The 16,835-nt window shown below is 67.9% G+C and carries 17 protein-coding genes; 3 read left to right on the top strand and 14 right to left on the bottom strand.

Annotated elements, in window-relative coordinates; all coding sequences use genetic code 11:
- Nucleotides 1-51 precede the first annotated feature (51 nt).
- Nucleotides 52-768 carry a YggS family pyridoxal phosphate-dependent enzyme gene (locus D575_RS0106520; protein ID WP_018145113.1) on the top strand — a complete coding sequence of 239 codons (717 nt, stop codon included), beginning with the start codon at nt 52-54 and terminating at the stop codon, nt 766-768.
- The gene (gene proC / locus D575_RS0106515) at nt 765-1,583 is read left to right on the top strand and encodes a pyrroline-5-carboxylate reductase (protein WP_018145112.1); all 819 of its coding nucleotides are present in this window, start codon (nt 765-767) and stop codon (nt 1,581-1,583) included. Before D575_RS0106520 ends, proC begins: the two co-directional genes overlap by 4 nt.
- 64 nt (nt 1,584-1,647) lie before the next feature.
- On the opposite strand, the gene D575_RS0106510 is transcribed toward proC, so the two are convergent.
- Nucleotides 1,648-2,556, bottom strand: a complete 909-nt coding sequence (locus D575_RS0106510; RefSeq protein WP_018145111.1) for a fructosamine kinase family protein — start codon at nt 2,554-2,556, stop codon at nt 1,648-1,650.
- Nucleotides 2,557-2,624: 68 nt separating this feature from the next.
- Between D575_RS0106510 and D575_RS0106505 the strand changes: the two genes are divergently transcribed.
- A complete protein-coding gene (locus tag D575_RS0106505; RefSeq protein WP_018145110.1) occupies nt 2,625-3,008 on the top strand; it encodes a group III truncated hemoglobin in 384 nt (127 codons plus the stop codon).
- Between the two features lie 316 nt (nt 3,009-3,324).
- Here D575_RS0106505 and D575_RS0106495 read toward each other — a convergent pair whose 3' ends face one another.
- From D575_RS0106495 to D575_RS0106435, 13 genes are all read right to left on the bottom strand, one after another.
- Nucleotides 3,325-5,382: a transglycosylase SLT domain-containing protein gene (locus D575_RS0106495; RefSeq protein WP_018145109.1), complete on the bottom strand. Its 2,058-nt coding sequence runs from the start codon at nt 5,380-5,382 to the stop codon at nt 3,325-3,327.
- Between the two features lie 121 nt (nt 5,383-5,503).
- On the bottom strand, nt 5,504-6,046 hold the full coding sequence (locus tag D575_RS0106490) for a pseudouridine synthase (RefSeq protein WP_018145108.1): 543 nt from the start codon (nt 6,044-6,046) through the stop codon (nt 5,504-5,506).
- 10 nt (nt 6,047-6,056) lie between these two features.
- Nucleotides 6,057-6,716 carry a DUF1007 family protein gene (locus D575_RS0106485; RefSeq protein ID WP_018145107.1) on the bottom strand — a complete coding sequence of 220 codons (660 nt, stop codon included), beginning with the start codon at nt 6,714-6,716 and terminating at the stop codon, nt 6,057-6,059.
- Complete coding sequence (locus D575_RS0106480; RefSeq protein ID WP_196799817.1) at nt 6,713-7,669, bottom strand: 5'-3' exonuclease H3TH domain-containing protein; 957 nt, start codon at nt 7,667-7,669, stop codon at nt 6,713-6,715. Before D575_RS0106480 ends, D575_RS0106485 begins: the two co-directional genes overlap by 4 nt.
- Complete coding sequence (gene mdh / locus D575_RS0106475; RefSeq protein ID WP_018145105.1) at nt 7,653-8,576, bottom strand: malate dehydrogenase; 924 nt, start codon at nt 8,574-8,576, stop codon at nt 7,653-7,655. The genes D575_RS0106480 and mdh overlap by 17 nt, the downstream gene beginning before the upstream one ends.
- A 25-nt stretch (nt 8,577-8,601) precedes the next feature.
- A complete protein-coding gene (locus D575_RS0106470) occupies nt 8,602-9,822 on the bottom strand; it encodes a malic enzyme-like NAD(P)-binding protein (RefSeq protein ID WP_018145104.1) in 1,221 nt (406 codons plus the stop codon).
- 81 nt (nt 9,823-9,903) lie between these two features.
- The gene (locus D575_RS0106465; protein ID WP_018145103.1) at nt 9,904-10,770 is read right to left on the bottom strand and encodes a M48 family metallopeptidase; all 867 of its coding nucleotides are present in this window, start codon (nt 10,768-10,770) and stop codon (nt 9,904-9,906) included.
- A complete protein-coding gene (locus D575_RS0106460; protein ID WP_018145102.1) occupies nt 10,770-11,633 on the bottom strand; it encodes a thermonuclease family protein in 864 nt (287 codons plus the stop codon). Before D575_RS0106460 ends, D575_RS0106465 begins: the two co-directional genes overlap by 1 nt.
- A gap of 16 nt (nt 11,634-11,649) precedes the next feature.
- The gene (rpmE, locus tag D575_RS0106455; RefSeq protein WP_018145101.1) at nt 11,650-11,853 is read right to left on the bottom strand and encodes a 50S ribosomal protein L31; all 204 of its coding nucleotides are present in this window, start codon (nt 11,851-11,853) and stop codon (nt 11,650-11,652) included.
- Between the two features lie 372 nt (nt 11,854-12,225).
- Nucleotides 12,226-13,104 (bottom strand): NAD(P)-dependent oxidoreductase, encoded by an 879-nt coding sequence (locus D575_RS0106450; protein ID WP_081612104.1) that lies wholly within the window; start codon nt 13,102-13,104, stop codon nt 12,226-12,228.
- A 9-nt stretch (nt 13,105-13,113) separates the two neighbouring features.
- Nucleotides 13,114-14,736, bottom strand: coding sequence for a BCCT family transporter (locus tag D575_RS0106445; protein ID WP_018145099.1), 1,623 nt, complete (start codon nt 14,734-14,736; stop codon nt 13,114-13,116).
- Nucleotides 14,737-14,928: 192 nt separating this feature from the next.
- The gene (rsmD, locus tag D575_RS0106440; RefSeq protein ID WP_018145098.1) at nt 14,929-15,540 is read right to left on the bottom strand and encodes a 16S rRNA (guanine(966)-N(2))-methyltransferase RsmD; all 612 of its coding nucleotides are present in this window, start codon (nt 15,538-15,540) and stop codon (nt 14,929-14,931) included.
- Nucleotides 15,527-16,831 (bottom strand): pitrilysin family protein, encoded by a 1,305-nt coding sequence (locus D575_RS0106435; RefSeq protein WP_018145097.1) that lies wholly within the window; start codon nt 16,829-16,831, stop codon nt 15,527-15,529. The genes rsmD and D575_RS0106435 overlap by 14 nt, the downstream gene beginning before the upstream one ends.
- Nucleotides 16,832-16,835 lie beyond the last annotated feature (4 nt).

The following is a 16,835-nucleotide window of genomic DNA, read 5'->3' as shown; positions in this document are numbered from 1 at the left end:
GCGCGAAAATCCGCGGTGACCTTGTGTTCTTCCGGACTATATCATAGGGAAATGACCACACCAGACCATGCCCTGAGCACCGTTCGAGCCCGTATCGAGGCCGCCTGCCGCGAGGCCGGACGCGACCCGGATTCGGTCCGTCTATTGGCCGTCAGCAAGACCCGCGGTGCGGACGAGATCCGTGCCCTGCATGCACTGGGACAGTCCGCCTTCGGCGAGAATTACGCCCCGGAGCTGGTGGACAAGCACGACACCCTGGAGGCCGCACCCGCGCCGCTCGGCCTCGAGTGGCACTTCATCGGCGCGCTGCAAGGCAACAAGACCCGCGCGGTGGCCGAACGCGCCGCCTGGGTGCATACCGTCGACCGCGAGCGGATCGCCCGGCGCCTGTCGGATCAGCGTCCGGAGGGCATGCCGCCGCTGCAGGTATGCCTGCAGGTCAACATCAGCGAGGAACCGCAAAAGGCCGGCGTCGCACCCGGGGAGGTCGCCGCCCTGGCCGCCGCAGTGCAGGACCTGCCCGGCCTCGCATTGCGCGGACTGATGGCCATTCCGGCCACCGCCGACAACATCCCGCTACAGCGGGAACCCTTCGCGCGCCTGCGCGCCCTGCGCGATACCCTGAACGCAGGGGGCCATTCGCTGGATACACTGTCCATGGGGATGTCGGGCGATCTCGAGGCCGCCATTCTCGAGGGGGCAACCATCGTGCGCATCGGCACCGCCCTGTTCGGCCCGCGCCAACCCAAATCCAAGGAATCCACATGACGGAACACCGCTTCGAGGTCGGCTTCGCCGGGGCCGGCAACATGGGCGAGGCCCTGCTTCAGGGGCTGGTCCAGTCCGGCCATGCCGCCGAACGCATCGCCATCGCCGACAAGGGCGCCGAGCGCGTACGCGATCTGCAGGCGCGGTACCCGGGGCTCGCCAGTGGTAGCGCCACCGAACTGGCGGCCCAGAGCGCCACCCTGGTGCTTGCGGTGAAGCCACAGACGCTGCCGGAGCTCGCCCCGACGCTGCGCGATGCGGTGCAGCAGGGTCAGCCGCTGGTGATCTCGGTCGCCGCGGGCATCACCACCACCCAGCTGGCCGGGTGGCTGGGCGACGCCACGCGCCTGGTCCGCGCGATGCCGAACACCCCGGCCCTGGTCGGCGCCGGGGTCACCGGACTCTACGCCGCCCCCACCGCAAGCCCCGAGGATCGCGCCACGGCCACCCGGCTGCTGGAGGCGGTGGGCCGCGCGATCTGGGTGGAGGACGAAGAGCAGATGCACGCCGTGACCGCCACCTCCGGCAGCGGACCGGCCTACGTGTTCCTGATGATCGAGGCGATGCAGGAGGCCGCGAAGTCACTGGGGCTGCCGGCGGATACCGCACTGGAACTGACCCTCGGTACCCTGGCCGGGGCCACCCGTCTGGCCGCAGAGGGCGATGAGAGCGCCGCGGAGCTGCGCCATCGCGTCACCTCCCCGGGCGGCACCACCGAACGCGCCCTGCAGGTCCTGGAAGACGGCGACCTGCGCGACCTGATGCGCCGCGCCATGACCGCAGCCGCCGAACGCTCGCGCGAACTCGGGCGTTGAAACCCTGAGCCCCCACGAAACGCACGAAGGAAGGGCCGCCCAAGAGCGGTTGGTGGTGGGGCAATCAGCGCAGTTCGGCCAGCAACTGGCGGATCATGCGCTCGGCCTGGGGGCCGTAGCCACCGCCGAACAGGTGGTCGTGATTGAGGATGTGGTAGAGGTTGTAGAGTGTGCGCCGCACGCCATAGCCGGGGTCGATGGGCAGGATCTCCTCGTAGGCGGCGACGAAGTCCTGGCCCGGGTGACCGAACAGCTCCATCATCGCCAGATCCGCCTCGCGGTCGCCGTAGTACACCGCCGGATCGAAGATCGTCACGCTGCCATCCGCCAGGAACCCCCAGTTGCCGCTCCACAGGTCGCCGTGCAGCAGGGAGGGTACCGGCTGATAGTCGCTAAAGAAGCCGCCCAGCGAGGACTCCAGTTCCTCCAGCGCCCCCAGTAGCGATCCCGCCGCCCCACGCTCCCGCGCCAGCCGGCGCTGGAAGCCCAGACGTTCATCACGGTAGAACGCCGCCCAGTCGTCGTGCTCGGTATTCGATTGCGGCGTACTGCCAATGAAATTGTCGTGATCCAGCCCGAAGCGCGGACGGGTCTTCTGGTGCATGTCGGCAATCCCGTGCCCCAGAGCCACCCCGTCGCGGGGGCCGCCCAGCGCCAGGTTCTCCAGCACCAGAAAGTGCGTTCCGCCCGCCGATCCGGTGCCGACGACAGCGGGGATTTTCAGGCGTTCGCAGCGCGCGAGTTCTTCCAGGCCGCGCGCCTCGGCCGCGAACATCGCAGCGCCGGCGCCCCCACTCAGCTTGACGAAGAACGCCCGCCCGTCGCTCCCGGTGAAACGCTGCGCCTGATTGATGGAGCCCCCGGAACAGGCCTGGCTTCCTGTTGGCTCGAAGGGCGTTCCGGTATGGTCGGCAATACACTGGGCCACCGCAGCCGTCACGGCATCGGGGCCCGTTGAATCGAATTGGTTCATCCTTGGCATCCGGGTTCCATGTCAGTGTGCAGGTTACCGGCTGTCGCAGGATCCGTCAGGAGACCCCCATGGCCTTTCGCAAGCTCGAACCCCTGTGCGACAAGATCGGCGCCGAGCGCATCCGCGCGGTGATCGACGACTTTTACCGCCGCCTGTCGGCCGACCCCCAGATCGGCCATCACTTCGAGCGCATCCAGGATTTTCCGGATCACGTGAAGCGCATCGCCGATTTCTGGTACATGAACCTGGGCGGGCGCCTGGAAGAACCGCCGACCATCGACATGGTCGGCAAGCACGCACCGCTGAATCTGACCGAGGCCGACCTGGCCGTCTGGATGCGCCACTTCAAGGCCACCACCGAGGAGCACCTGGAGCCACCACTGGCGGCCGAATGGCAGCAATTGGCCGACGGCATCGCCAGTCGCATGCGCGAGGACATCCTCCGCGGCTAACCCGCCTTTGTTTGCACCACGAAGCACACAAAGGCACGAAGAAGGGCCAGGTCCAGGTCAAGCACGGTTCAGAGGAAGCCGGGAGCATTGTGGCGTGGCGACGGGCGAGCCCCGTGCCTGGAGCCTTTGCGGTCGCCGTTGGCGAGGGCCCGTGGCGGATGTCCGTCACCAAATCGGCTCCTGACAGGCCGTCGCGCCAGGGGTCGGCAGAGGCCTCGGCCCTCCGGGCGATCGGCCGCCTGCTGCTCCTCAAGCCTTCCGGTTGCAAACCGCCCTTGGCCTTCTTCGTGGCTTTGTGCGTTTCGCGGTGGGCAGACTAGCAGGCGTTTTCGGTGTAGCCCGGGGCGTCGCAGAAGGCACGGCTGAGGGTGATGCCCGCCTCGCCAGGCAGGGTGGCCAGGTGGCGTTCGCGGCTCGCGGCGAGGCCATCCTGCGGCGTGACCGGATACAGCAGGGTGGCCAGCGACGGCGGCTCCTGCCCCAGGCGGACCGCGTACAGGATGCGGTAGGCAAACACGCGGCGGATGTAGTCGCGGGTCTCGGAGAACGGGATCAGCTCGGCCCAGATATCCGGATCCATCGTGCGGTCCTCCGGCAGCCAGGAACTCACGCGGTGGGCGCCGGCATTGTAGGCCGCGGAGGACAGCATACTGTGGCCTCCGAAACGGTCGAGATTGCGCCGCAGGTAGTAGGTGCCAAGCCGGGCATTGGTCGCCGGGTCAAGGATGTCCCAGTCGGAGTTCACGCGTACACCCGCCGCCGAGGCGATCGACCGACCCGTCGCGGGCATGACCTGCATGATACCCAGCGCCCCGGCACCGGAACGGACGTCGTAGAGGAAGGCACTCTCCTGGCGTGCGATCGCCATGGCCCAGGCCGGATCGATGCCCTGTTCACGGGCGCCGGCCACGATCAGGTCATCAAAGGCGAGCGGAAAACGCAGCTCGATGTCGTCCCAGTTGCGGGCGCGCGCCGCGGTGAAGATCGCGCGGTCGTGCCAGCCCCAGTCGGCGAAGGTGCGCGCCGCCGCCTCCAGCTCTGCGGTATCCATGTCGGCCACCGCGTGCGTCCATTCGCGGCGGGCCTCGGCGTTACGGTCCAGGCGGACCAGTTCGCGCATGCGCTGCATGCCGGCGTGCGTGCGCATGGCGGCACGCTGCCCGTCGTCCAGCACCAGGGGCTGATGCCCGATGCGATAGGGCTGCCCCAGGCGGTCGGCCGCCAGGAAGCCGTAGAAGTTGCGTTCGCGGGCCGCGCGCTCGTAGAAGCCGCGTGCGGCCTCCAGCGAGTCGATCTGCTCCAGGGCGCGGGCATACCAGTACTGCCACGCCGCCTCGTCGCGCACGTCGCGATTCATGGCGCGGATCGCGTCCATCACCACCTCCCAGTCGCGCTCGTACAAAGCCGCGCGCACCTGCCACTGGCGCAACTGGGTGTCGAACACCTCGGGCTCCAGGGCCGCCATGAAGTCCAGCGCCTCGGGGCGATAGCGCAGCGCCAGGCGCAGAGCCAGGGCGTGCTGCACGCGCCCGGCCGATTCGGAAGACAGGCCGAGATCACGCCCGTCCTTCTCCCAGCCTTCCAGGGCGGCATCCAGGTCCTGGCGGATCCAGCGGGTGAAGGCCCGCTCCATCAGCGCCTCCGCCGAGCGGTGAGCGCCGGCGTCGAAGTCGGCCTCCACAACCCGTGCGGGCTGGCTGGCCAGATCCAGCCAGCGCTCCGCCCACGGGCGGTCATCGCGGTCAAGGTAGCGGCGCAAGTAACGAGCCAGACCCGTCTGTCCCGCCTCGACGGCCAGCACGAATCGATCCCAGGCGAGTTCACCGGTCAGCCCCCCGGCATCGCGCCAGGCCTTCAGGGCCGGATCGCAGGCCGAAGGGCGCGACTGCCCGTGCAGCCAGATGGACTCCACGTCCTCCAGGGCCGCATTGCGGTCTCCCGTCTCCAACAGCGCCTGGCGGCGATTGCAGTCCTGCTCGACGGACAGCGAACGGTCCGAATCGAGGAATTCGAGATACGCCCCCCACTGCTCTTCGCGCGCGAGATGCGTCAGATAGCTCCCGTGCAGCCGGGCCGCCAGTGGGGTGTCGTCATGCTCGCGTACAAAGCGGCGCACGGCATCCGGGTCGGCGCGATTGAGATTGCGCGCCAGATCGCGGTAATCCAGGTAAGGGGTCAGTGGGTAGCCGGTCAGGGTGCTGCGTGCGGCGCGGTAGGCCGTCATGTCGCCGCGGTTCAGGGCGCGCTCGGCGAGCAGGTACAGGCTGCGCTCGAAGACATAAAGGTCTTCTTCGCCAGCGGCTGCCGGCAGCGCCGCGGCCAGGACCAGCAACAGGCCGGCCAGCCCGGCGATTACGTTCCTGGATTGGAGCATGTCCCGCCCTCGTATCAATGGTTTCCTATCATCGGCCTGCACCGGGGCGCTTGCAATGAGGTTCCTCCGGTTTCGCGCGACGCGGGCGGCAGTTCCGGCATTCCGGGGTTTCAAGAGCCCCCTAACCCATCTCCAGGGTGCGAAACTCGCCCCGTGCGAGGCCATCAAGGCTCCAGGAGGCGACCCGGTAGCGCACCAGGCGCAGGGTCGGGTGACCCACCGCCGCGGTCATTCGGCGAACCTGGCGATTGCGCCCCTCGCGCAGGGTGAGCGCCAGCCAGCGGGTCGGGATATGGCGCCGAAAACGCACGGGTGGGTCGCGCTCCGGGATATCCGGCGGGTCCATGCGTTCCACCTGCGCCGGGCGGGTCAGGCCATCCTTCAACTCGACACCCTCGCGCAGGGCATGCAACGCGGCATCGTCGGGTTCGCCCTCGACTTGAACCCAGTAGGTCTTGCTGGTCTTGTGCTGTGGCTGGGTCAGACGCGCGTTCAGGCGCCCATCGTCGGTCAGGACCAGCAGGCCCTCGCTGTCACGGTCCAGACGACCGGCCGGATAGACGCCGGGGATCGCGATGTAGTCGGCCAGTGTCGGACGACCCTCGGGATCGGTGAACTGGGGCAGGACACCCCAAGGCTTGTGGAACAATACGACCCGGGCCATAACCAGTGCCTCAGTCGCAGCGCAGGGTGACGCGTTCGGCAAAGTGCCGGCCGAGGTCGTAATCCACGCTGGCGCCATAGTCCAGCGCCAGCGCGCGCGCCACCAGGGCCGGATCCGGGCGCGGCCGTTCGAGCCGGGCCTGACAGGTCGCATCCACCAGTCCGGACGCATCGAGGATGCGCGTGCCATGCGGATCCTGATGCAGGATCTCGATGAAATACGTCGGGTCGTAGACCCGGTAGGCCAGCGGCTCGTCGGTCGGATCGACCGGTTGCTCCAGCTCCAGCCGGAAGCGGAAGTGCAGCAGCCCCGCGTCCATGGCCATCCGGGGATCGGTGGCGGCCGCGATCCCGAGCGCCTCTCCAGCCACCTCCAGGTGGCTGTACCAGCGGTACTCGTCCAGATTGTCGAGGATCTCGGTGGCAAGCCCCTGCAGGCGCGCCTCCGGCGTATCGCCGGACTGGTGCTCCTGGGCATCGTCGTACAGGTACTGCCCGTAGGTCGGGTCGAAGCGCCAGTGATGGAGCATATGGGTGATCTGCCCCTCGCCGTCGCGCTCGAAGCTGACCCGCAGGTCGATCCAGGCATGCGGGTGCGCCTGTACGCCGGCCGGCAGAAGCACGAGCGCGGCCAGCACCAAGCCGCCCAGGATGCGCAGGCGGCGGATCATGCCGTCTGCCTCGTATCCGTCAGGCCCCAGGCGCCGGCGGCGGCCAGGAGCGGGGCGTGGTAGGCGGGGGCAACACCCAGGTCGTGCAGCCAGGCGGACGCGTCCGGATCGGGGCCCGTCGGCTGCAATTCCCCGGGCGCCGGCAGATCCGGGATACGGTCGGCGAGGCCGGTCAGCCGGCGCGAGCGGCGCAGCCGGTCGGCCTGCCCGGCGATGGCCGCGGCTACGGCGGGCGCGCGGCGGATGTTGCAACGGGTGACGGCCGGCGGGTCGGCCAGGACCGTGTCGAGGTCGTGCAACCGGCGCAGGATACGCGCGGCCGTCTTCGGTCCGACCCCGTCGATTCCGGGAATGTTGTCGCTGGCATCCCCGGCCAGGGCCAGCATGTCCGCGACTTGCTCGGGGCGGATGCGAAAGCGCTTTTCGATGGCGCGACGATCCATGTCGACCCCGCGTTCCGGGTCGTGCAGGCGATCCTGCCCGCCCAGGATGACCTGGGTCAGATCCTTGTCGGCACTCTTCACATCGATGCGATAGCCGGCCACGCGCCCGGCGCGGGCCAGGCTGGCGATCAGGTCGTCGGCCTCGTACTCCGCGTCGGCCAGAGTCGCAAACCCCAGCCGGCCCAGCAGTTCGCGGATGCGCGCGAACTGCTCGCGCAGCTCCGGCGGGGCCGGCGGGCGATGGGCCTTGTAGGCAGGGTCAATACGGTGACGAAAACCACGGCGCAGGCCGGTGTCGAAACAAAAGGCCACCGGACCCGGCGCGCAGGCCGGCAACCACTGGCAGAGCGAGTGCACCAGGCCGTGCAGCGCACCGCCCGGTCGGCCCTGCGGATCCGGGTCCAGGCCACGCGCGAACCAGGCGCGAAAGACAAAGATGCTGCTGTCGACCAGGGTCAGGGCCGGCAACCGCGCATCCGGCACTGGGCCGGCGTCAGGCGAGGTGTTCAAGGTCCTTCCGTACCCCGGCGATGGACCGGTCGAAGGCGGCGCGCTCCTCGGCATTCAGTTCCAGCTCGATGGCACGCTCCATCCCGCCCTGACCGAGGATGCAGGGCACGCCCATGGCCACGTCGCGTTCGCCGTATTCGCCGTCCAGCAGGGCCACGGTCGGCAGCACCCGCCGCCGATCCAGCGCGATGGCCTCGACCATCTCGGCGATGGCCGCCGCCGGGGCGCCGTAGGCGCTGGAGGTCTGCTTCAGGGCCAGGATCTCGGCACCGCCGTGCCGGGTTCGCTCGACGATGTTGTCCAGCGTGGCCTGATCCATGAAGTGATCCAGCGGCACACCGTTGATGGACGAATAGCGCAGCATCGGAACCATGGCATCGCCGTGGCCGCCCAGCACCAACGCCTGGATGTCGTGGGTGGACAGACCGGTCTCCAGCGCGATGAAGGCGGCCATGCGCGAGGTATCCAGCACCCCGGCCTGGCCGAAGATACGGTCGCGGCTCCAGCCGGTCTTCTGCCAGGCGCGGTAGGTCAGCACATCCACCGGGTTGGAGACCACCAGGATCCGGCTCTGCGGGGCATGAACCAGGATGTCCTGCAGGATCACATCGAGGATTTCGACGTTCTTGTCCAGCACGTCGGAGCGCGACATGCCGGGCTTGCGCGGCAACCCGGCGGTGATGATCACCAGCTCCGCTCCAGCGATCACCGACGCCTCGTGGCTGCCGGTCAGCCGGGTATCGAAACGCAGCAGTGGCGCAGTCTCCTGGATATCCAGGGCGGCGCCGGCCGCCGCGCCCTCGCGTACATCCAGCAGCGCGATCTCGCGGGCGATGTCGCGGCGGGCCAGAAACTGGGCGGTGGATTCGCCGACGCGTCCGGCGCCGATAATGGCGATCTTCTGCATGCGCTGCTCCTCCTACAGGACTGCGTTACAGGCGGGCGACCCCGCTGTCGCGGGCGGCCTGACTGATCGCCTGCGGCACCGTGTCGATCAGACGCGGATCGAACGGGGTCGGCAGGATGTAGTTCGGGCCGAATTCGAGCGTCTCCAGCCCGTAGGCATCCAGCACCACCTGCGGGACGGGCTCGCGAGCCAGTCCGGCCAGGGCGTGTACCGCGGCCACCAGCATCTCGTCATTGATCGTCCGGGCGCGCACATCCAGCGCGCCGCGGAAGATGAACGGGAAGCCGAGCACGTTGTTCACCTGGTTCGGGTAGTCCGAGCGCCCGGTGGCCATGATCAGGTCGTCGCGGGTTGCGTGCGCCAGCTCCGGACGGATCTCCGGGTCCGGGTTGGACAGGGCGAAGACAATCGGCTTCGGCGCCATGGACTGCAGCATCTCCGCAGTCAGCAGGTCCGGGCCGGACAGCCCAATGAACACGTCGGCACCGGCACAGGCATCGGCCAGGCTGCGCGCGTCGGTGTCCACCGCGAAGATCTGCTTGTATTCGTTCAGGTCATCGCGCTGGCTGTGGATCACACCCTTGCGATCCACCATGAACAGGTTCTTCTTCGCCGCGCCCAGGCGGACCAGCAGCTGCATGGACGCGATCCCGGCAGCCCCGGCGCCGACACAGACGATCTTTGCCTCGCTCAGTTTCTTGCCCTGGATCTCCAGCGCGTTGACCAGGCCGGCCGCGGTGATGATCGCGGTGCCGTGCTGATCGTCATGAAAGACCGGGATATCCAGGCGTTCGGACAGGCGGCGCTCGATCTCGAAGCAGTGCGGCGCGGCAATATCTTCCAGATTGATGCCACCAAAGCCGCCGGCAATGCGCGCGACCGTGTTGATGAAGTCCTCCGGCTGCGCGGCGTCCACCTCGATATCGAAGACGTCGATATTGGCGAAGGCCTTGAACAGTACGCCCTTGCCCTCCATCACCGGTTTGGACGCGAGCGCACCCACGTTGCCCAGCCCCAGCACCGCGGTGCCATCGGTAATCACTGCGACCAGGTTGCCCTTGCCGGTATAGCGATAGGCCAGCTCCGGGTCCTTGGCGATTGCCCGCACCGGTGCAGCGACGCCCGGCGAGTAGGCCAGCGACAGATCATCCTGGGTGACTGTGGGCTTGGTGATGTGGATCGCCAGCTTCCCGGCCGGCTGCTGCTCGTGGTACTCCAGCGCGCGCTGGTTGAAATCCTTGGACATGGTGTGGCGAGGCCTTTTGTCGGACGGTTGCTTCAGAAACAGGTGCAGGCCCGGTGCGGTAGGCCCGCACCGGAAACGAAATCAGTTGACCGGGTGGGTGGGGACGGACCCGCGCCGGGCCTCGTCATACACCGGGCGGTACTGATCGGCCAGACGGGTGAGTTCGCGCTGGCGCGAAGCCGGTGCCGGGTGAGTGCTCAGGAATTCCGGCTGACCGCCATTGGCCTGCGCAGCCATCTTGCGCCAGAGAGTGGCCGCGGCATCCGGGTTGTAACCGGCCCGCGCCGCCAGCTCGATACCGATGCGGTCGGCCTCGGACTCCATACCCCGGCTATGCGGGAGCTGCACGGCGAGCACGGCCCCCAGCGCCGCTCCGGTCAGGGCCAGATCCGAACGGTCGCCGGAGAGGGCGTACCCCGTCAGGGCCAGATTGCTGGCCAGCGCGACCGACATCTTTTCCGCCGTATGCGCCGACAGCGCGTGGGCAATCTCATGCCCGATGATCTGCGCGAGCTCGTCATCGGTCAGCTCCAGCTGTTCGATGATGCCCGAGTAAATCGCCATCTTGCCACCCGCCATGGCGAAGGCGTTGACGGTATCCGGGGCCTCGATCACCGCGATCTCCCAGTCCCAGTCCGCGGTCTCGGGACGGTATTTGACCGCCTGCGCAACCACCTTTTCGGTGATGCCCTGCACCCGCGCGGTCAGCGCAGGATCGGCATTGATGCGACCCTCCTCGCGCGCCGGAGCCAGCATCTCGACATAGGCGCTGCGCGACGCATCGATCGCCTGATTCTCGGAGACCAGCATCAGCTGCGAGCGTCCCGTCACCGGATTGGTGGTACAACCGGGAATCGCCACGGCCAGGCCGGCGGCGACCAGAACCGTCAGGAACAGAGAGGTCAGACGACCGCGAGCGGTCCGCCAGGACTTGGAAAGAGCACGCATTATTCCGGTACCTCTAGATCGAGCGGATGGCGTATGCGCATCCGCAGTCGGTCTCTCCAAGGATACACCTGACCGCGCACAATCACCGCCTCGCCGTTCAAGGTATCGGGCTGCAGATCGGGCCAGTGATCGCGGTCACGCCCGCGAATCAGGACGTCCAGCGGCCCGTCCAGCTCGAGCACCCAGTGACGCGACGTCTCGCGCACCGCCACCACCTCGCCCCGCACCCGCAGCCGGCCCTGGCGCAGGGCGCCGGAACGCGGGTCCAGCATCCGGGCCGGCAGGGCCGCCGGGCGCTCCAACCATAGACCCCGCTCCCCTGCCCGTGCTTCGGCCTCGGCCACGTAGAAGCAGGTATCCAGGGCGGCCGGCTGCGGCCCGGGGCGCGGCATCGCTTCGCCGGCGGCAATCAATTCGGCCGCCAGCAACGGCCCGCCGGGCAGCCAGGCATGCATGCGCAGGCGCCCTTCGGCGTCCCGGGCGGGACGGCCCGGGCGCAGGATCAGCCGCTGATCGACCTCGTGCAGCCGTGCGGCCAGCGCCTCGCGCAGCCCCTCGTGAAGATGCAGGGGTCGCATCGGGGCGACCCTCTCCGGCAGCGGCGCGGCCGGGGCCAGACCAATCACCTGAACGGTCCGCCCATCGGTCAACCGCAAACTATCGAAGCCCTGGACGCGCTCGACCTCGACCTCCTGAAGCCCGCGCGGATCCTGATCCGCCAGCCGGCACTCGGCCCGGGCCGCGGTGGCCAGCAGCACCAGGGCCAAGCCCACAATGCAGACGAGGGCGCCCCGCAGGACGCCCTCGTCGGGTCGGACAGCGTCCGCCGCAGCAGTCACGCGTCCGTTCGCGTTGCGCGCCATCCGGCGCGCCGCAGCCTCAGAATGCGAAGCGGCGGTTGAACTTGTCGACCTGGCCGGCGGTATCAACGATCTTCTGCTTGCCGGTATAGAACGGATGGCATTGCGAGCACACGTCCAGGTGCATCTCCTCGCCGGAGAGCGTGGAGCGGGTCTCGAACTGCGTACCGCAGCTGCAGATAACCTTGACGTTGTGGTAGTTCGGATGAATGTCGGCTTTCATGGTCGGCTCACGCAGGTTCTGGCGAAAAGTCCGCTAGCATAGCGGTGCTACCCGCCCGAGCGCAAGACCGGGTTGCGACGGCATTTGCAGAGCGCGTTTCAACTCCGGGTGACAACTGCCTGAATGACCGGGTGGTTTTACCCACTCGGACAACTTGTGGATAACTTTGTGGACGAATTGTCGCGCCCGGAACGGAATCCACCAAAAACGTCAAGTGGGAAATGCCCGGCCTCGGCAAAACCGAACCGCAATAGACTGATTATTCCGCATTAATTCCACCCCCAGTCGACGGCCATTCAGCCAGACCCGGGGCCATCGCTTCCCGCGGGGTATCGGCGTGCTCTGTGCATAAGGGCCGCCGTATGTCCATCGTTAGCCCCTGACTTTCGGGGCAATCGCGGTGTAGATGGCCGAATAATCCGCATCGGCCAGGCCCTGTTCACGCGCCTGATCCAGCAGATCCGCCAGCAGCGGCAGCCACGGCCCCACCAGGTGGGCATCCTCCACCGCGCGCTCGGTCAGGCGCACATCCTTCAGCAGGTGCTTGACCGGAAAGTTGGCGGTACCGAAGTCGCCGGACAGCATTTTGTCCAGCTTCTTGTCGAAGGTCGGGGCATACAGCGCACTGTCGCGCAGGATCTCCATGAAGGTATCCACCTCGACCCCCTCACGACGCACCAGCCCCAGGCTCAGGGAAAACGCAGCGGTGAGGCTCGCAATCAGCTGGTTGAAGGCGAGTTTGAGCGCCGCCCCTTGCCCCACCGGACCGACATGCCGCGGGGTCTCGCCCAGGGCCGCCAACGCCGGTTGTGCACGGGCAAAGTCCGCGTCGCTGTCGGCGCCCGCCATGATCAGCAGACGACCATCCCGGGCCTCGGGGATGGAACCCAACACCGGGGCCTCCAGGTAGCAGGCCCCGGCCGTACGCACCCGCTCCGCCAGGGCCCGGCTCTCGGCCGGCAGGATGGTCGCCATCTGGATCACGCAGCGACCATCCAGCGCACCCGCCGGCAGGGCATCCAGCACGGCATGGATGGCCGCGGCATCACTGAGCATCAGCACCAGCACATCCGCCTCCGCGACAGCCGCGGCGGGTGAACTGTGAACGGTGACCCCCTCGGCCGCCAGATCGCTTGCGCGCGCGACCGTGCGGTTGTAGGCCACCACGGGAAATCCGGCCTGCAAAAGACGCAGGCCCATGGGTTGCCCCATGAGCCCGCATCCCAGCAGCGCCACTCGGGACGCAGCCATCGTTACCCCCTACTTGATCTTGTCGTCCAGATCTTCCGTATACCCCAACAGGGTATGCGGCGGCGGGGCTTCCTTCTGGTACTTGCTCGGGGTGACCGCTTCGGTCTGATGCAAGCTCTTCCACAGGCCGAACACCATGATCAGCATGATGACCGAGAACGGCAGCCCGACACTGATCGCGGCCGCCTGCAACGCGGCCAGACCGCCTGCCAACAGCAGGATGGACGCGACAACCCCTTCGAGGATGGCCCAGTACACGCGCTGGGTGACGGTCGGGTTGCGCACGTCACCGGAGGCCAGGGTGTCGATCACCAGCGAGCCGGAGTCCGAGGAGGTCACGAAGAAGGTGACGATCAGCACCGTCGCCGCCGCCATCACGGCCACGGACAGCCAATCCCACAGCGGCATGGCCTGGAGGGTCACGAACAGCGCGGTGGACATGTTCTCCGACACGGCGCCAGTCAGGTCGACCACACCCTCGAGCTCGTAGCTCATCGCAGTGCCGCCGAACACGGCCAGCCAGACGAAGGCCGCGGCGGTCGGGGCCAGCAGCACGCCGGCGACGAACTCGCGAATGGTGCGGCCACGCGAGACCCGCGCGATGAACATGCCGACATACGGGGCCCAGGAGATCCACCAGCCCCAGTAGAAGATGGTCCAGGAGGTCGCCCAGCCGGAATCCTCGATCGTGTCGGCCCACAGGCTCATCTCGGGCAGGAACTGAACATAGACGCCGGTGCTCTCCACCAGGAGGCGCAGGATGAACAGGGTCGGGCCCATGACCAGCAGCAGCGCGATCAGGATCACCGCCAGGCCGATATTGAAGTTCGACAGGCGCTTGATGCCCTTGTCGACGCCCAGCGCGACCGAGCCCACCGCGATCAGGGTAATGATCGCGACCAGCACGATCTGCATGTAGGTGGATTCCTCGATCCCGAACACGAAGTTCAGGCCCGAGTTGATCTGCATGACACCGAGGCCCAGCGAGGTCGCCACGCCAAACATGGTGCCGAACAGCGCCACCACGTCCACCAGATGCCCCCAGGGGCCATAGATCCGGTCGCCGATGAAGGGGTACAGCGAGGAACGGATCAGCAGCGGGAGATTGTGGCGGTAAGCGTAATACGCCAGCGACAGGCCGACGACAATGTAGATCGCCCAGGCATGCAGCCCCCAGTGGAAGAAGGTGTAGCGCATCGCCTCGACAGCCGCCGAGCTGGTCTCGCCCTCGGCGTGCGGTGGGCTGAGGTAGTGGTACATCGGCTCGGCGATGCTCCAGAACAGCAGCCCGATCCCCATGCCCGCGGAGAACAGCATCGCGAACCACGCGGTGTAGCTAAAGCGCGGGGCCTCGAACTGATCGCCCAGGCGCACCCCACCGTAACGGCTGAACATCAGGTACAGGGAGAAGACCAGGAACACGGTGACGACCAGCATGTAGTACCAGCCGAGATACTCCCCGATGCCGCTTTGCAGCTGGGCGAAGACCGCTTCGGCGGTGTCCGGGAAGATCGCCCCGAACAGGACGAACAGTGCGATCACGATACTCGAGGTGTAGAAGACCGGGCTGCAGATCACGCCAAAGCCGCCGAGGCGGGTTTGCGTCAGACCGGGGGTGGACTGCTCATCCATTCGGTTTCCCCTTGTATTCTTGTGGCGAACGCGGGCCGGCGCGGGCTTGCTCCGAACGTGCTCCGGGAGCCGCACAGGATCACGCCCGTTGGGCGTTGCCGCAGTAGGTGGGGCAAAGCCACCGTAGCGAAAGACTACTCCGACTGCAAAAACGTGAAGGGCTGCGCACCCGGCGTCATATCCGAGGCCATATTACGCCGCCTCGGCGACTGGAGCACGGGCCAGCAACAGGGCACGGGCCTGCCCGCCCTGACGCTCGCGCTCGATCTCCCAGCCACCCGCAGCGAGGAAATCGAGGTCCGCCTCGGACTCGATTTCCACGTAGATCCGGCTGTCCGCGTGCAGCCAGTCGTGCGTGCGGAGGGCCTCCAGCACCGGCGCCACCCGGCCCTGGCCGAATGGCGGATCCACCAGCACCAGATCGAAGGGCAACCCGCCGGGCGGCTCCCCGGCCAGCAGGCGCAGGGCATCATCCCGGCGCACGCTCACCTGCTCGGCCCCCAGGGTCTCGCAGTTGGCCTGAAGCTGGGCCGCGGCACGGGCATCGCGCTCGACCAGCAGCACCGAGTCCGCCCCGCGCGAGGCCGCCTCCAGCCCCAGCGCCCCGGTGCCGGCGAACAGGTCGAGCACCCGCGTGCCCGGGAGTCGCGGCTGCAGCCAATTGAACAGGGTCTCGCGCAGGGCGTCCGCGGTCGGGCGCAACCCGCCGACCCCAAGCACCGGCAGCCAGCGGCGGCGCCAGGCCCCGCCGATGATGCGGATGCGCGCAGAGCGCCCGGCGGGGGCGCGCCTACTCCTGCCCACCCACGATCACCGTGACCATCGCTTCCGGGTTGATGCGCTCGCGCAGCCGCGCATTCAGGTGATCCAGCTCGACCGCCTCCATGCGCTCGATGTAGCGCTCCAGATAATCCAGCGGCAGGTCATAGAAGGCGATCATCCCGAGCAGACCAACGATGTCGCTGTTCGAGGCCAACGACAGCGGGAAGCTGTTGACCACATTCTCGCGCGAGGCCTCCAGCTCGTCGGCATCGATACCCTCGGCATGCCAGCGCTCGAGTTCCTCGCGCAGCGCGGTCACCGCCTCGTCCGCCTGATCGACCCCGGTCTGCATCCCGATCCGGAAGGGACCCTCGACCGCCATGGGCTGAAAGCGGCTGCTGACCGAATAGGCCAGTCCGCGCGCGCTGCGAATCTCGCGGAACAGGCGCGAGATAAAGCCGCCCCCGCCGAAGGCATGGTTGGCCAGGGTCAGGGCATAGTGGTCATCCTCGCCGCGGCGCAGGGTCGGGGCCCCCATGTGGATATGGGCCTGCTCGGAAGGGAAGTCGATACGCTCCTCGATCGGGTCCTCGCGCGGCTCCACCGCGGGCAGCGGTTCCACCGCAGGCCCCTGCGGCAGGGCGGCGGAGATGCGTGCCGCCGCGGCCTCGGCCTCACTGCGGCTCAGCCCGCCCGTGATCGCCAGGGCGCCGTTGGCCGTGGTGTAGTGGCGCTCGTAGAACGCGCGGGCATCCGCGGGCTGCAACGCCTCCAGGGTCTCGCGCTCGCCGCCCGGCCAGTTGGCGTAGGGGTGATCGCCATACATCAACTCGTAGAAACGCCGGGTGGCAACGCTCCCGGGATCCTGGCGCTCGCGCTGCAGCCCCTGCAGGGCCTGGCGCCGGGCTCGATCGAAATCGGCCTCCGGGAAGGCGGGCTCGGCCAGGACTGCGGACAGGGTCTCCAGCGCCGCGTCCATCCAGTCCGGCTCGGTCAGGCTACGCAGGCTGACGATGGCCATGTCGCGCAGTGCCGTGGTGCTGAACTGCGCGCCCACCGACTCGAAACCCTCGGCCAGCGCGTCCGCATCCATCTCCGCCGTGCCATGCTGCAGGGCGCTGCTGGTCAACGAGGCCAGGCCATTCTGGTCGCCGTCGCGCGAGGCCCCGCCGTCGAAGGTCAGGCGCAGGTCGACCATCGGCAAATCCGGCGCCGCCACGTACAGCACGCGCAGCCCCTCGTCGGTCTCCCACTCCTCGATCTCCACTGCCTGGACCGGCAGCGCCAGCGCCAGCAGCCCGACCAGGGCTACCAGGAATCCCGTTCGCATCATGTTG

Origin of the sequence: Thioalkalivibrio sp. AKL6 (assembly GCF_000376905.1) — a bacterium.
Lineage (GTDB): Bacteria > Pseudomonadota > Gammaproteobacteria > Ectothiorhodospirales > Ectothiorhodospiraceae > Thioalkalivibrio > Thioalkalivibrio versutus.
The sequence above is the reverse complement of the archived record's forward strand: the minus strand, read 5'-3'. Positions and strand labels throughout refer to the sequence as shown.

Excerpts from the sequence above, each read along its gene's own strand:
- D575_RS0106520 (WP_018145113.1), top strand. The coding sequence starts at position 52 with ATGACCACACCAGACCATGCCCTGAGCACCGTTCGAGCCCGTATCGAG.
- proC (WP_018145112.1), top strand. The coding sequence starts at position 765 with ATGACGGAACACCGCTTCGAGGTCGGCTTCGCCGGGGCCGGCAACATG.
- D575_RS0106510 (WP_018145111.1), bottom strand. The coding sequence starts at position 2,556 with ATGAACCAATTCGATTCAACGGGCCCCGATGCCGTGACGGCTGCGGTG.
- D575_RS0106505 (WP_018145110.1), top strand. The coding sequence starts at position 2,625 with ATGGCCTTTCGCAAGCTCGAACCCCTGTGCGACAAGATCGGCGCCGAG.
- D575_RS0106495 (WP_018145109.1), bottom strand. The coding sequence starts at position 5,382 with ATGCTCCAATCCAGGAACGTAATCGCCGGGCTGGCCGGCCTGTTGCTG.
- D575_RS0106490 (WP_018145108.1), bottom strand. The coding sequence starts at position 6,046 with ATGGCCCGGGTCGTATTGTTCCACAAGCCTTGGGGTGTCCTGCCCCAG.
- D575_RS0106485 (WP_018145107.1), bottom strand. The coding sequence starts at position 6,716 with ATGATCCGCCGCCTGCGCATCCTGGGCGGCTTGGTGCTGGCCGCGCTC.
- mdh (WP_018145105.1), bottom strand. The coding sequence starts at position 8,576 with ATGCAGAAGATCGCCATTATCGGCGCCGGACGCGTCGGCGAATCCACC.
- D575_RS0106470 (WP_018145104.1), bottom strand. The coding sequence starts at position 9,822 with ATGTCCAAGGATTTCAACCAGCGCGCGCTGGAGTACCACGAGCAGCAG.
- D575_RS0106465 (WP_018145103.1), bottom strand. The coding sequence starts at position 10,770 with ATGCGTGCTCTTTCCAAGTCCTGGCGGACCGCTCGCGGTCGTCTGACC.
- D575_RS0106460 (WP_018145102.1), bottom strand. The coding sequence starts at position 11,633 with ATGGCGCGCAACGCGAACGGACGCGTGACTGCTGCGGCGGACGCTGTC.
- rpmE (WP_018145101.1), bottom strand. The coding sequence starts at position 11,853 with ATGAAAGCCGACATTCATCCGAACTACCACAACGTCAAGGTTATCTGC.
- D575_RS0106450 (WP_081612104.1), bottom strand. The coding sequence starts at position 13,104 with ATGGCTGCGTCCCGAGTGGCGCTGCTGGGATGCGGGCTCATGGGGCAA.
- D575_RS0106445 (WP_018145099.1), bottom strand. The coding sequence starts at position 14,736 with ATGGATGAGCAGTCCACCCCCGGTCTGACGCAAACCCGCCTCGGCGGC.
- D575_RS0106435 (WP_018145097.1), bottom strand. The coding sequence starts at position 16,831 with ATGATGCGAACGGGATTCCTGGTAGCCCTGGTCGGGCTGCTGGCGCTG.